This window comes from Ralstonia mannitolilytica (assembly GCF_905397375.1).
GTDB classification, from domain to species: Bacteria; Pseudomonadota; Gammaproteobacteria; order Burkholderiales; family Burkholderiaceae; genus Ralstonia; species Ralstonia mannitolilytica.
Window position 1 is genome coordinate 72,120 of sequence record NZ_CAJPVG010000008.1, and the last position, 13,358, is coordinate 85,477.

The window sequence follows — 13,358 nt, forward strand, 5'->3', positions numbered from 1 at the left end:
CGAGTGCCGGTGCTATTCTCGGCGGCACCATGCTGGACTTCCGCACTTACGGCCTCGCCGCGCCCCCGCACTCGCACGACTTCATGCAGGTCGTGATGCCCGCACGCGGCATCCTCGAGATGGATGTCGACGGCCGCAGCGGCCGTGTCGACACGCACCACGCCGCGCTCATCCCGGCGGGCGCCACGCACGCGTTTGAAGCCACCGGCGCCAACCGCTTCATCGTCTTCGACATCCCCGGGCAAACCGCAGATGCGCCCAGCCTGGGCGGCCTCGCCGACCGCGTGTTCTTTCCGCTCACGCCGGGCCTGCGGGCACTGACGACATGGCTCCAGGACGCGCCCGTCGTCGACGCCGCGCTGGCCACTGCGTGGTCGTCACTCGCGCTGGCAACGCTGGCCGCGCATCCGGCCAATCAATCCACGCAGATCCGCGCACGCCCCGATGCGCGTGCGGAGCGCGCCTGGCACGCCATCGAGCACCGCTACGCGGAGCCGCTTACCGTCGATGCGCTGGCCGCAGAAGCGGGCGTCAGTGCGCGTCGCCTCGCCACGCTGTTCCGTGCCGCCTACGGCACCACGCTGCATGCGCATCTGGCTGCGGTACGGCTGCGGCATGCATTGACGCTGCTGGAAAGCACCGCCCTGCCGATCGCCGAGGTTGCCGCACGCACCGGCTACTACGACCAAAGCGCCCTCACGCGCCACCTCAAGGCCACGCACGGCATCACGCCCGCCGCGGTGCGCCGCTAGCCCGGGCCCTTTCCGTTTTTGCCAAAGCGCAGCCGTCTTCGCCAAGACGTGCGGCACGCGCACGCGCAGAGTGCCGGTTCGATTGATCTTTTCGGACAGGCGCTCCATGGCTGTTGGCGACACCTCCTCTGCAACGCAGCTGCATCACGGTCAGCACGACGCGCGGCGCGACCACCTCACGGGCATCGGCTACGGCGTCGCGGCCGGCGCGCTGTGGGGCGTCATCTTCGTCGCGCCGAAAATGCTGCCGCAGTTTTCACCGCTGGCGCTGTCGGCCGCGCGGTACGTGCTGTACGGCGTGCTCTCGCTCGCGCTGGCGCTGCCGGTGTGGCGCACGCTGTGGCGCAAGACGACCGGGCGCGACTGGGCGGCGCTGCTGCTGTTATCGCTGCCCGGCAACATCCTGTACTACCTGTGCGTGGCGGGCGGCGTGCAGCGCGCCGGCGTGGCGCCGGTCTCGCTCATCGTCGGGCTGTTGCCCGTGACGGTCACACTGGCCGGCGCGGCCGAACGCGGCAGCCTGCCGTTGCGGCAACTTGCCGTGCCGCTGCTGATGGCCGTGGCCGGCGTGGTGTGCATTTACCTCGATGCGCCCGACGTGCATTCGAGTGCCAGCGGCAGAACCTATTTCATCGGGCTGTTGATGGCAGCGGGCGCGCTGGCCTGCTGGACCGTGTATGCGGTGTGCAATGCGCGGTACCTGCGCGCGCGGCCGCAGTTCACGAGCCGGGAGTGGTCGCTGTTGACGGGCGTCGCGACCGGGCTGCTGTCACTGGCGCTGGCCGTGCCGGCGTTCTTGCTGCCCGGCATGGCGACGGCGTCTGCGCAGCCCGCATCGGCGTGGGCGATGTTCTGGCTGGTGAATATGGGCGTGGCGCTCGGGGCCTCTGTGCTCGGGAACAGCCTGTGGAATGCGGCCAGCCGCAAGTTGCCGTTAACGCTGTCGGGGCAGTTGATCGTGTTCGAGACGGTGTTTGCGTTGGTGTATGGGTTTGTTTATGAGGGTCGGTTGCCGCATGGGTTGGAGGTGGCGGCGGGGGTTTTGTTGGTGAGTGGGGTGGGGTTGGCGGCGAGGCGACATGGGTAGGTTTTTTTTGTGGGTGTTTTGGACTTGGTGGTCCATCCCCCTTTCGTTCCCTGCCGGGACCGACTCACTTTTCTTTGTCTTGCCAAAGAAAAGTAAGCAAAAGAAAGGCGCGCCCGAGATGGCGACTTCCCCTTGGATTTGTGTCGCGGGAAGGGAGGGGAGGCAAACTCGCTGCGCTCAAACAGGCCTCCCCTCTTTATCCTTCCCGCAACAAAAATCCAAGGCGCCATCTAGGGCAAGGGAAAAGCAAACCGTCGAACACGAAGCGAGCTACCAGGGCTCGCTTTTTTCGTTTGCACCGGCATACCGAGTGTTTGGCCGTTCCTGCCCTAGATGGCGCCTTCAATTTTCGTAAGCGGGCGGAAAAAAGGCGGGGAACTGTCTGAGCGCAGCGAGTTTTCCCCGCCTCCGCCCGGTTACGAAAATTGAAGGAGTCTTTCGCCATCTCGGGCGCGCATTTCTTTGCTTACTTTCTTTGGGCAAGACCAAAGAAAGTGAGTCAGCCCCGGCAGGGGATGAAACAAGGGATGCACCACCAACCCAAAAACCAAAAACAAAAAACACCCACCCCATTTGACGCCCCATTTTTTTCATGGATAACTGTCTCCCCTCACCCCAACAACACAGCGAGCCACCCCATGACCCTCCAAACCTGGCTGGCCTTCATCGGCGCCAGCATCATCATCCTGCTCATCCCCGGCCCGACCATCCTTTTGGTGATTGGTGATTCGCTGGCCAACCGTGGCCGCTCGGCGTGGAGCACCGTTGCCGGCGTGGCCGCTGGGGACACCACAGCCATGGCCGTGTCCCTTGCCGGTGCGGGCGCCCTGCTGGCCGCATCGGCGGCGGCCTTCACGGCGCTCAAGCTCATCGGCGGTTCGTACCTCGTCTATCTGGGCATCAAGTCGATCCTCAGCGCCCGCCGCCTGCGCGACGATGCGCCCGAAGCCAGCATCCCGGTGCAGCAGAAGTCCGCCGGCCGCCGCTTCCTGTCCGCCTGGACGGTCACGGCGCTCAACCCCAAGAGCATCGTCTTTTTCGTCGCCTTCGTGCCGCAGTTCATGTCGGCCGAGCAGACCTTCCTGTCGCAGAGCGTGATCCTGCTGCCGACCTTCGTCATCCTGGCCGCCGCCAACGCGTCGATGTACGCGCTGGCCGCCAAGCTGCTCGCCAAGCGTCTGACCAGCGTGGCCGCGCAGCGCCGCTTCGGCTACACGGGCGGTGCGGTGATGGTGGGCGCAGGCACGCTCACGCTCGGCATGCAGTCGGCCTGATCGCCGTTCACAAGGCCGCACCGAGGACACCCGATGCCCCGCAGTTACCTCCGCCCCTCGCCCGAAGGCGCCCACGGCCACCACCGCGTCACCAACATCGAGCTGTTCTTCGATCTGGTGTTCGTGTTTGCGGTGACGCAGCTCTCCCACCTGCTGATCGGCAACTTCACGCTGCAAGGCGGCGCGCAGGCGCTGCTGCTGATGCTGGCGGTGTGGTGGGTGTGGATCTTCACGTCGTGGGTGACGAACTGGCTCGACCCGGACAAGCTCGCCATCCGCATGCTGATGCTCGTGCTGATGACGGGCGGGCTGCTGCTCTCGGCGTCGCTGCCGCAGGCCTTCGGCTCGCGCGGGCTGGCGTTTGCGCTGGCCTATGTGTTCATGCAGTTCGGGCGCACGGTGTTCTTCCTGTGGGCCGTGCGCGGCGAGGCGCTGCCCATGCGGCGCAACTTCCAGCGCATCGCCACGTGGCTCGGCATCTCTGCGGTGCTGTGGCTGGCGGGCGGGCTGTCGGACGGTTCCGTGCGCTGGGCCTGCTGGATCGTCGCGCTGGCCATCGAATGGGTCGGGCCGTCGATAGGCTTCTACACGCCGGGCCTGGGCCGCTCCACCACCAACGACTGGAACGTGGAAGGCGGCCACATGGCCGAGCGCTGCTCGCTGTTCATCATCATCGCGCTGGGCGAATCGGTGCTGGTCACGGGCTCCACGTTTGCCGGGCTCGACTGGACCGCCCAGAACATCGCGGCGATGGCGCTGTCGTTCATCGGCAGCCTGGCGATGTGGTGGCTCTACTTCGACACGATTGCCGAGCGCGGCGCGCACACCATGTCGCATTCGGCCGATCCTGGCCGGCTTGCACGATTGGCCTACACCTACATCCACGTGGTGCTGGTGGCCGGCATCATCGTCGGGGCGGTGGCCGATGAGTTCGTGCTGGCGCATCCGGTGGGCCACCCCCATGCGGGGACGGCGCTGGCGGTGCTGGGCAGCGCGGCGCTGTATCTGCTGGGCAACCTGCTGTTCAAGTGGGCGATCTTCGGCCGGTTGCGCCCAGCGCATGTGGTTGGTCTGGTGGCGCTTGGCGGCGCCTGGATGGTGGCGGGCGAATGGCCGGCGCTGGCGGTATCTGCGCTGGCGACGGGCGTGCTGTGCGGCACGGCGGCGTGGGAAGGGTACGCACGCGCCTGCGAGACAGCCGAACCGGCACAGCCGCACGGGCACTGAGTGGTCACCTGAAAATTCCAGTTTCTGGACATTACAAAAGGCCACTCGCGCGCCTACTCTGTCCACCAACATGACAGAACACGAGGGCCCCGCCATGATCGACCTCTACTACTGCGCCACGCCCAACGGCCTGAAGATGGCGCTGTTCTTTGCCGAAACCGGCTTGCCGCACCGCGTCATCCCCGTCGATATCAGCCGGGGTGACCAGTTCAAGCCCGAGTTCCTGGCCATCTCGCCCAACAACAAGATCCCGGCCATGGTCGATCACGACCCGGCCGAGGGGACCGAGCCGGTGGTGCTGTTCGAATCGGGCGCCATGCTGCTTTACCTGGCCGAGAAGACAGGCCATCTGATGCCCACCGACCTGCACGGCCGCATGGAAGTGCTCAAGTGGCTGTTCTGGCAGGTGGGCGCCCTGGGCCCGATGGCCGGGCAGATCGGCCACTTCAACGTGTACGCCCCCGAGCGCGTGCCCTACGCCATTGATCGCTACACCAAAGAGACCAACCGCCTGTACGGCGTGCTCGACCGCCGCCTGGCCGATCGCCCGTACATTGCCGGCAACGACTACACCATCGCCGACATCGCGGCCTATCCGTGGATCGTCCCGCACGCCGGGCATGGTCAGGACCTGAACGACTTCCCGCACCTGCAGCGCTGGTTCGAAGCCGTTGGCGCACGGCCGGCCACGCAGCGCGCCTATGCCGGGGTGGAACGCGCCTACTCGCGCCGCCGCGAAGACATCTCCGACGACGAGCGCAGCGTGTTGTTCGGCCAGACCGCCAGCACCGCCGCGCGCTGATTCTCGCGGAGCCTCCGCGCTCCGCCTCCATTCCACATTCGTTTTCTGACAGGAGCCGACCATGCCGGCATCGCTGTGGTGGTTGTGCCTGGGTGCGTTCGCCATCGGCACTGAAGGTTTCATGATCGCCGGGCTGCTACCGGCGCTGGCCGCAGACCTGGGTGTGAGCGTGCCGGCGGCGGGGCAGCTCGTCACCGTGTTTGCCGTCACGTATGCCGTGGGCTCGCCGGTGATGGCGACGCTGCTCGGCAATGTCGACCGCCGACGCGTGCTGATCGGCGCGCTGGCCATCTTTGCGGCAGGCAACCTGCTGGCGGCCACCGCGCACGGCTTTGGGCAGTTGATGGCGACGCGCGTACTGCTGGCGCTGGCGGCCGGCGTGTTTCTGCCGACGGCCAATGCGGTGGCGACCTCGCTGGTGCCCGCCTCGCGCAGCGGCTCGGCGCTCGCCATCATCACGGGCGGCGGCACGGTGGCAGTGGCGCTCGGCGTGCCGCTGGGCGCGTGGATTGCGGCGCAGGGCGACTGGCGTTCGACGTTCATCGCATGCGGTGTGCTGTCGGCTCTGGCCACGGCGGGCTTGGCCTTCGGCCTGCCGCGCGCACTGCCGCACAGCGTGACCACGCTGGCGCAGCGCCTCTCCGTGGCGCGCCGGCCCGGCATGCTGGGCGCGCTGGCGGTGTCCACGCTGTGGGCCGCAGGCGGCTTTACGTTCTACACCTACGTCGCCCCGTTCTTTGTGCAGGGGCTGGGCTTCGCGCCGCAGCACGTGGGCATCGTGCTGTTCCTGGTCGGCAGCTTTGCGGCGCTCGGCACGGGCCTGGGCGGCCACATGACCGACCGCGCCGGTGTGGCACGCGTGCTGGCGGTCAGCAGCGCGGGCATCGTGCTGGCGTTCTCGGTGCTGTCGCTGTCAGCGCAGGTGCTGCACGGCACGGTGGCCGGCGCGGTCGCCATCGGCGCGGTCGTGCTGTGGGGCATGGCCGGCTGGGGCTTCGGCCCGGCGCACGCGACGCGCTTGATCCGCCTGGCGCCCGATGTGTCACCGATCACGCTGTCGCTGCATGCATCTGCGGTGTATGTGGGGATTGCGCTGGGGTCGAGCGTTGGCGCCCTGGCCCTGGCGCACGGCGGGCCGGGCATGCTGGGGTGGGCAGCCGCCGCGTGCCACGTGGTGGCGGTGGTGTTGTGGCGCAGGGGCGGCCGACATGAGGCGGCGCTGGCCGATGAACCTGCAGCCACGTCGGTCGCACACTGAACGCCGGAGCGCGGAACGCGACGCGCCGGTTCCGGAGCCCGACGCACGGACGTCAAACCCTCGCGTTCCGAGCTTCGACTGTGGCGATCGAGCCTCAAACCCTCGCGTTCCGACCTTGGACCCCGGCGTTCGAGCCTCAAACCCTCGCGCTCCGAGCTTGGACCCCGGCGCTCGACCCTCAAACACGCACGCTCCGGGCTTTAAGGCCCACGCTTGGGCCTCAGAGGCTCGGCGTCGGGCCTCCGACCCCTCGCGCTTGGGCCTCTGAGCCCGATTTTTTCGACCTCGAACGGTCATGTTCCGGGCGTTGAGCTTGGTGGACGAGCCTCGGACACTCACGCTCGGCTGTCTGAGCCCCGCAATCGGGCCTCAGAGCCTCACGTGCCGCACTCAGACTGCCGCGGTGGGCGTGTCCCGCTCGCCGGTCGAGCGCCGCGCGCCACGCCGATCCAGGTACGGCAGCGCAAACAGGTAGAGCCCCGTGAACAGCAGCAGCGCCAGCGGCAGCAGCGGCGCGTAGGTGATCCACGCCGGCGGCTGTGCACCCTTGCCCAGCCCCAGGGCGACAAAGTTGGCGATGACCGTGAGCGTGAACGCCATCGACACCCAGCGGTGAAACTGGCGGATTGCGTGGCGGGGGCTCACTGGGCACCTCGGGCGGCCTGGATCATCTTCCAGCCGTTGCCGGCCGGGTCACGAAAGCCGGCGTCGACGCTGCCGAAGCGGTCGATCGGCTCCTGCGTGAACTCCACGCCGCGCTCGCGCAGTTGCACATAGGCGGCGCGGCAATCGGCGACGGTCAGCACCAGCGGCGGCATCGCGCCCTTGGCGACCATGGCGCGCAGCGTCTGCGCCGTGGCTTCGTCGTGAATGGGCGGGCCCGGCTGGAACAGGCCGAGCTGAAACGACGGCTGCTCCGGATGCTGCACCGTCAGCCACCGATACGGGCCGTTGCGCACGTCGGTATGCACGCGAAATCCGAGCTTGTCGACATAGAACGCCAGCGCCGCGTCCTGATCGTCCACATACAGCCCGACGACATTGATCCCTTGGCTCATCACCGCTCCTTGTTGTTGATGGGTGACGGATTTGTACCCTCTGCCAGCTGGCGGCGCTTCTCCGAAACTGCTGTGACGAGGTCGGGCCGCTGCGCCGCCTTAAGCACACAGGCGGGCACGCGGTCGAGTTGCTGCAGCGGTGCGGTGGCCTGTGCGTGACGGCGAAGCGCGCTCGGGCTCAGCCCGGTGATGTCACGGAAGATGCGGCCGAAGGTGCCGAGGCTTTCCCAGCCCGTGGCGTAGGCGATTTCGATGATGGGGAGGTCGGTGTCGCGCAGCAGGGTGGTGGCCTGCTCGATGCGGCGCGTCAGCAGGTAGCGGTGCGGCGGAATGCCGAAGGCCTGCTTGAACGAACGCGCAAAATGCGCCGCCGACACGCCGCTCACCTCGGCCAGCCGCTTGACGGGCCATGCCTCGTGCGAGGCGGCGTCCATGCGGTCTTTGGCGCGCAGCAGGCGGCGCAGCAGCGCGGGGTCTTGCTGCGCGTCGGTGTGTGCCTGTGCCACCGCAGCCTGCCCTGGCGAGGTCAGCCCAGCTTGAACTCGCCGATGGCATGCGCGAGCTTGCGCACACCCTCTTCCACCTGCGCCAGCGACGAGGTGGCGTACGACAGACGCAGCGTGGAGCGATCCGGGTCGACCGGGTAGAACGCCGCGCCCGGCACGAACGCCACACCGCGCTCGATGGCCACCTTGGCCACATCGCCGGCATTGCGGCCCGGCAAGGTGCACCACAGGAACATGCCGCCGCGCGGGCGGTTGAAGGTCAGCTCGGTGTCGGGCAACAGCGCACGCAGGCCGTTGGCCATGGCGTGGGCGCGTTCGGCATAGGCCGCACGCGTGCGCGGCAGCACGGTGTCCAGGCGATTGCTGCGCAGGTAGGCAGCGGCCGTGGCCTGCGCAAACGTGGAGGTGTGCGCATCGGCAAACTGCTTGACCATCACCGCGTTGCCCAGCACCGGCTGCGAGGCGATCATCCAGCCCACGCGCAGCCCCGGCGCCACTACCTTCGACAGGCTGCCGAGGTAGATCACACGCCCCTGTGCGCCGTCGGTCTGCTGTGACAGGGCGTACAGCGACGGCGGCGGGGGCGCGTCGAAATACAGGTCGCCGTACGGGTCGTCTTCCACGATCAGCAGGTTGTGGCGCACGGCCACGTCCAGCAGGCGCTTGCGGCGCTCCAGGCTCATCAGCGCGCCGCTCGGGTTGCCGAAGTTGGGAATCACGTAGAGGAATTTGGGGCGCGCGGTCGAAAGCACCTTTTCCAGCGCGTCGACATCCAGGCCGTTGCCATCGGTCGGCACGCCGGCCACCTTGGCGCCGTACAGCTTGAACGCCTGAATGGCGGCGAGGAAGGTGGGCGCCTCGGTCAGCACCGTGTCGCCCTCGCCGATCAGCACCTTGCCCAGCAGATCCAGCCCTTGCTGCGAACCGGTGGTGACGAGGATGTCGGTGTTCGCAACGTTGGCGCCGCGCGACTTCATCAGCGTGACGATGGCCTCACGCAGCGGCTCGAAGCCCTCGGTGGCGCCGTATTGCAGCGCGCGGGCGGCGTCGGTGGTGAGTGCGCTGTCGGCGGCGGCCTTCAGGCCTTCCACGTCAAACAAGGCGGCGTCCGGAAAACCGCCGGCAAACGAGACCAGGCCCGGCTTGCCGAGCACCTTGAACAACTCGCGGATGGCGGAGGTTTCAACGTTTTGCAGGCGGGGTGCCAGCAGCGATTGCAGGAATTCCATGGCGTGCGTGTCTCGATCATTTTGTGTGCCCGCCACTTTACGTGATGTGCGTGGCGCCCGCATGCGCCGGCTCCGTCACAGGCCCAGGGCGCTGACTACAATGCGCTCACCCGTTCACTGCACGAGGAGCCCGCATGGCCGTCAAGCGCATCGTCCCCAACCTGCATGCAGCCAACCCGGCACTGGCGCGTGCGTTCTACGCCGAATTCCTGGGGCTCGACCCTGTCATGGATCACGGCTGGATCGTCACCTATGCCCACACCGGTGCGGCCGCGCCGCCGCAGCTCAGCATCGCCACGGAAGGCGGTGGCGGCACGCCCGTGCCGGCGCTGTCGGTGGAAGTGGATGACGTGGATGCCGCCCACGCGCGCGCGCAGGCGCTCGGCCTGCAGGTCGTGTACGCGCTCACGGATGAGCCGTGGGGCGTGCGGCGCTTCTTCGTCCGCGGTCCGTTCGGCAACGTGATCAACATCCTGGCGCACCGTTGAGGGTGCGCCGCAGCAAAACGCCCGCATGCTTGCGGCGATGCGGGCGGCTGGCCAACAGGGCAGGTCAGCGGTGGCCGCCGTTGTGGCCGCGCTGGTCGTCGCGCGCGGTGCCGTTGCTGTCCTTGCCCTTGTCTTTGTCGACCACGCGCGTGATGCCGCCCGTGGCGGGCGGGTCGCTGGCCGGGAAGGTGTCTTCCACAGCCTTTTCGACGAGGTCCTCGCGCTTGTGTGCAGTCGGGTTCTTTTCCTTCTTACCCTCTTCCATAACGCTCTCCTTTTTCAAGCGGTCCTGACGACACGCACGCGAATCCCGTGCCTGCGCGTCAATATTCCTCCCAGTACGGGCGCGAGCCGTAGTACTCATGCACCGACTGCGCCCATGTCGCGTCGGCCATGGTCGGCCAATGATCCTTGTCGAACCCGGGCGCCGTGTCGAGGCGGTCCTTGTCGGCATCGAGGACGAAGCACTTGCGGTCCACATCGAGCGACATGGCGCTCCATGGCACGGCGAACAGCTTGTCGCCAATGCCCAGGAAACCGCCCACCGACATCACCGCATACGCAATGCGGCCGCGCTGTACGTCGAGCATGATGTCGGTGATCTTGCCGAGGTCTTCCCCATTCAGGTTGACGACGCGATCGCCTTCCAGCGTCCCGGCGGCCATCAGCTCGGGCCCCGGGCCTGGCGACGTCGGATCGGCGCGCCCGATGATGCGCATGCGCACGCCGGCCGTGGTGCTGGCCCCTGCGCCCAGGCCACCGGCAGTAGTCGTGTAATCCATAGCAAATCCCTCCATCAGTTCGGGTTGAGGTTCAACGGTGCGCGACGGCCGTGCGCCGTGCATGTGCGCGCGACCGCCGTGAGCATCCATTGGCGCCAGCATGAAACCTGCCTGCGCTGCGGGCCCTCCCGCCCCGACCCGCGGCATGGCGCTTGCTCGACGGTACGGCGACCCCACCCCAAGGCAACCAGGAGAGATCCCCATGAACAAATCCGAAATTCCTGTGGCGCAGCGCGCCGTGCTGTCGATGCTGCTGGACGATCACCGCGAGGTGAAGAAACTCTTCAAGACGTTCCAGCAGGAAAAGGACAAGCCCAGCGGCGAGCAGATCGTGCGCGAAGCGTGTGAAAAGTTGACCGTCCACACCAAGCTGGAGGAAGAACTGTTCTACCCGTTCGTGCGCGACAACGGCGGCGAGGCCTTCAAGGACATCCTCGATGAAGCGCTGGTCGAGCACGCAACCGCCAAGGATCTGATCAACCAGCTCGCGGGCATGCAGGCGGGCGACGACTTGTTCGAGGCGAAGTTCACCGTGCTGGCGGAGTACGTCGCGCACCACGTGGAGGAAGAAGAAACCGAGCTCTTCCCCAAGCTGATCCGCCAGCATGTCGACCTCTCATCGCTGCAGGAGCCGATGACGGCGCGCAAGGAAGCGCTGCTCTCCGAAGGCGCAACGGCCTGACAAGGACGCACCATGGCACCCACTGTCTGCGATTTCCTTGTCGAACGCCTGTACCAGTGGGGCGTGCGGCGCATCTTCGGCTACCCCGGCGATGGCATCAACGGCATGTTCGGTGCATTGCAGCGTGCCGGCGGCAAGATCGAGTTCGTGCAGGCGCGGCATGAGGAGATGGCCGCCTTCATGGCGTCGGCGCATGCCAAGTTCACCGGGGAGCTTGGCGTCTGCATGGCGACGTCGGGCCCCGGCGCCGCGCACCTGGTCACCGGCCTCTACGATGCGCGGCTCGACCACATGCCGGTGCTGGCGATTGCAGGCCAGCAAGCGCGCACGGCCGTCGGCGGGCATTACCAGCAGGAGGTGGATCTGGTGGCGATGTTCCGCGACGTGGCCGGGGCGTTCGTGCACCAGGCCAGCGTGCCCGCGCAGGTGCGGCACCTGCTCGACCGTGCGGTGCGCATCGCCATTGGCCAGCGCCGTGTGACGGCACTGGTGCTGCCGAACGATCTGCAGGAAATGCCATACAGCTCGCCGCCGCATGCGCACGGCACGCTGCACTCGGGCGTGGGTTACAGCGCGCCCAGCGTGGTGCCGCATGCCGTCGACCTGGAACGCGCGGCGGACGTGCTCAACCGCGGCCGGCGCGTGGCGATGCTGGTGGGCGCAGGTGCACTCGGGGCCAGCGCCGAGGTGGCCGCGGTGGCGCAGACGCTCGGTGCCGGCGTGGCCAAGGCGCTGCTCGGCAAGGCGGTGCTGCCCGACGATCTGCCCTATGTGACGGGCGCCATCGGCCTGCTCGGCACCGAGCCGAGCTGGGAGCTCATGAACCACTGCGACACGCTGCTGATGGTCGGCTCGGGCTTCCCGTACGCCGAGTTCCTGCCCAAGGAGGGCCAGGCGCGCGGCGTGCAGATCGACATCGACCCCGGCATGCTCGGGCTGCGCTACCCGATGGAAGTCAACCTCGTCGGCGATTGCGCGCAGACGCTGCGGGCGTTGTTGCCGCTGCTCCAGCGCAAGACCGACACGTACTGGCCCGAGCGCATCGCGCGCTGGAATGCCGACTGGTGGAAGACGCTGGAAGCACGCGCACTGCAGCCGGCGTTTCCCGTCAATCCGCAGCGCGTGTTCTGGGAACTGTCACCCCGGCTGCCCGACAACGTGATCGTCACCAGCGACTCCGGCACGTGCGCCAACTGGTACGCGCGCGACCTGAAGTTCAAGCCCGGCATGATGGGTTCGCTGTCGGGCGGACTGGCGTCGATGGGCGCGGCGGTGCCGTATGCGATTGCGGCCAAGTTCGCGCATCCCGAGCGGCCCGTCATCGCACTGGTGGGCGACGGCGCCATGCAGATGAACAACATGGCCGAGCTCATCACGGTGGCCAAGTACTGGAAGCAGTGGACATCGCCGAAGTGGATCTGCATGGTCCTCAACAACCAGGACCTGAACGAAGTCACGTGGGAACAGCGCGTGATGGAGGGCAATCCGAAGTTTCCGGCGTCGCAGGACATTCCCGACGTGCCGTACCACCGCTTTGCGGAACTGATCGGCCTGCAGGGGCTTTACGTGGACAACCCCGACCAGCTGGCCGGCGCGTGGGACGAATCCCTCGCCGCAGACCGCCCCGTGGTGTTGGAAGTGAAGACCGACCCCGATGTGCCGCCGCTGCCGCCGCACGTCACCCTGCAACAGGCGCGGAACTTTGCGACCGCGCTGGCCTATGGCGATCCCGATGCCAGTGGCGTGCTGCGCGGGACGGCGCGGCAGGTGCTGTCGGCGCTGTTCCCGGTGCATCGGGATAAGGAGTGAGGCAGATCAGCGGGCGCGCCGCACCGCGTCCGCCATTGGCTTCCAATGCAGGAATCCGAACAGCAGCGTCAGCAGCACGCTGTCGAGCAGCGGGCCCTTGTGCAGCGCAACCTTGCGAAAGCAGAACACCACCTCCAGCAGATGGGCGGCCAGCAGCACGGCCGCCACGATCCGCACCCCATGGATGACGTCGGCCGACAGCGCCAGCGGCGCCGCATAGCTGCCCAGCGCGACGCCGTAGATGGCGAGCAACAGCACTTTGTTCAGGAAGTAGAACACGCAGGTCTCCGGAAACGTTGGTGAGGCTGCGCACCGCAGCATACAAGCTGGCCGGCCAGCGTGCGCGCTTTAAACGCTCGCCGCCACGGGCACGCAGGGGTGCGACTGATGCATCGCTTCGCGGT

16 protein-coding genes are annotated in these 13,358 nt (G+C 67.4%); 9 read left to right on the forward strand and 7 right to left on the reverse strand.

Going from position 1 to position 13,358, the window contains the following annotated elements:
• Nucleotides 1-29 precede the first annotated feature (29 nt).
• From KHN96_RS15640 to KHN96_RS15665, 6 genes are all read left to right on the forward strand, one after another.
• Nucleotides 30-752, forward strand: coding sequence for an AraC family transcriptional regulator (locus KHN96_RS15640; protein ID WP_062738716.1), 723 nt, complete (start codon nt 30-32; stop codon nt 750-752).
• 106 nt (nt 753-858) lie between these two features.
• A complete protein-coding gene (locus KHN96_RS15645; protein ID WP_062738717.1) occupies nt 859-1,839 on the forward strand; it encodes a DMT family transporter in 981 nt (326 codons plus the stop codon).
• A gap of 638 nt (nt 1,840-2,477) precedes the next feature.
• Nucleotides 2,478-3,113, forward strand: coding sequence for a LysE family translocator (locus KHN96_RS15650; RefSeq protein WP_027678504.1), 636 nt, complete (start codon nt 2,478-2,480; stop codon nt 3,111-3,113).
• Nucleotides 3,114-3,146: 33 nt separating this feature from the next.
• Complete coding sequence (locus KHN96_RS15655; RefSeq protein WP_062737542.1) at nt 3,147-4,340, forward strand: low temperature requirement protein A; 1,194 nt, start codon at nt 3,147-3,149, stop codon at nt 4,338-4,340.
• A 94-nt stretch (nt 4,341-4,434) separates the two neighbouring features.
• Nucleotides 4,435-5,142 (forward strand): glutathione binding-like protein, encoded by a 708-nt coding sequence (locus KHN96_RS15660; RefSeq protein ID WP_062737543.1) that lies wholly within the window; start codon nt 4,435-4,437, stop codon nt 5,140-5,142.
• Between the two features lie 61 nt (nt 5,143-5,203).
• Nucleotides 5,204-6,400 carry an MFS transporter gene (locus tag KHN96_RS15665; protein ID WP_062737544.1) on the forward strand — a complete coding sequence of 399 codons (1,197 nt, stop codon included), beginning with the start codon at nt 5,204-5,206 and terminating at the stop codon, nt 6,398-6,400.
• A 390-nt stretch (nt 6,401-6,790) separates the two neighbouring features.
• Here the strand turns inward: KHN96_RS15665 and KHN96_RS15670 are convergent, their stop codons facing one another.
• Genes KHN96_RS15670 through KHN96_RS15685 form a run of 4 tightly spaced genes read right to left on the reverse strand, consistent with a single transcriptional unit; the run spans nt 6,791 to nt 9,193 of the window.
• Entirely contained in the window at nt 6,791-7,045 is a 255-nt protein-coding gene (locus tag KHN96_RS15670; RefSeq protein ID WP_062737545.1) for a hypothetical protein, read from the reverse strand.
• Entirely contained in the window at nt 7,042-7,458 is a 417-nt protein-coding gene (locus tag KHN96_RS15675) for a VOC family protein (RefSeq protein ID WP_062737546.1), read from the reverse strand. Before KHN96_RS15675 ends, KHN96_RS15670 begins: the two co-directional genes overlap by 4 nt.
• A complete protein-coding gene (locus tag KHN96_RS15680) occupies nt 7,458-7,964 on the reverse strand; it encodes a helix-turn-helix domain-containing protein (RefSeq protein ID WP_045785567.1) in 507 nt (168 codons plus the stop codon). The genes KHN96_RS15675 and KHN96_RS15680 overlap by 1 nt, the downstream gene beginning before the upstream one ends.
• Before the next feature lie 20 nt (nt 7,965-7,984).
• Nucleotides 7,985-9,193, reverse strand: coding sequence for an aminotransferase-like domain-containing protein (locus KHN96_RS15685; protein ID WP_062737547.1), 1,209 nt, complete (start codon nt 9,191-9,193; stop codon nt 7,985-7,987).
• 134 nt (nt 9,194-9,327) lie between these two features.
• On the opposite strand from KHN96_RS15685, the gene KHN96_RS15690 reads away from it, so the two are divergent.
• Entirely contained in the window at nt 9,328-9,681 is a 354-nt protein-coding gene (locus KHN96_RS15690; protein WP_062737548.1) for a VOC family protein, read from the forward strand.
• Between the two features lie 64 nt (nt 9,682-9,745).
• On the opposite strand, the gene KHN96_RS15695 is transcribed toward KHN96_RS15690, so the two are convergent.
• Nucleotides 9,746-9,946, reverse strand: coding sequence for a hypothetical protein (locus KHN96_RS15695; RefSeq protein WP_045785564.1), 201 nt, complete (start codon nt 9,944-9,946; stop codon nt 9,746-9,748).
• A gap of 58 nt (nt 9,947-10,004) precedes the next feature.
• Nucleotides 10,005-10,400, reverse strand: a complete 396-nt coding sequence (locus KHN96_RS15700) for a PRC-barrel domain-containing protein (protein WP_233902665.1) — start codon at nt 10,398-10,400, stop codon at nt 10,005-10,007.
• Nucleotides 10,401-10,665: 265 nt separating this feature from the next.
• Between KHN96_RS15700 and KHN96_RS15705 the strand changes: the two genes are divergently transcribed.
• Together KHN96_RS15705 and KHN96_RS15710 are read left to right on the forward strand one after the other, a co-directional pair.
• Nucleotides 10,666-11,145: a hemerythrin domain-containing protein gene (locus KHN96_RS15705; RefSeq protein ID WP_062737549.1), complete on the forward strand. Its 480-nt coding sequence runs from the start codon at nt 10,666-10,668 to the stop codon at nt 11,143-11,145.
• 12 nt (nt 11,146-11,157) lie between these two features.
• Entirely contained in the window at nt 11,158-12,954 is a 1,797-nt protein-coding gene (locus KHN96_RS15710) for a thiamine pyrophosphate-requiring protein (protein ID WP_045785561.1), read from the forward strand.
• Between the two features lie 6 nt (nt 12,955-12,960).
• On the opposite strand, the gene KHN96_RS15715 is transcribed toward KHN96_RS15710, so the two are convergent.
• Nucleotides 12,961-13,233: a hypothetical protein gene (locus KHN96_RS15715; protein WP_045785560.1), complete on the reverse strand. Its 273-nt coding sequence runs from the start codon at nt 13,231-13,233 to the stop codon at nt 12,961-12,963.
• Nucleotides 13,234-13,358 lie beyond the last annotated feature (125 nt).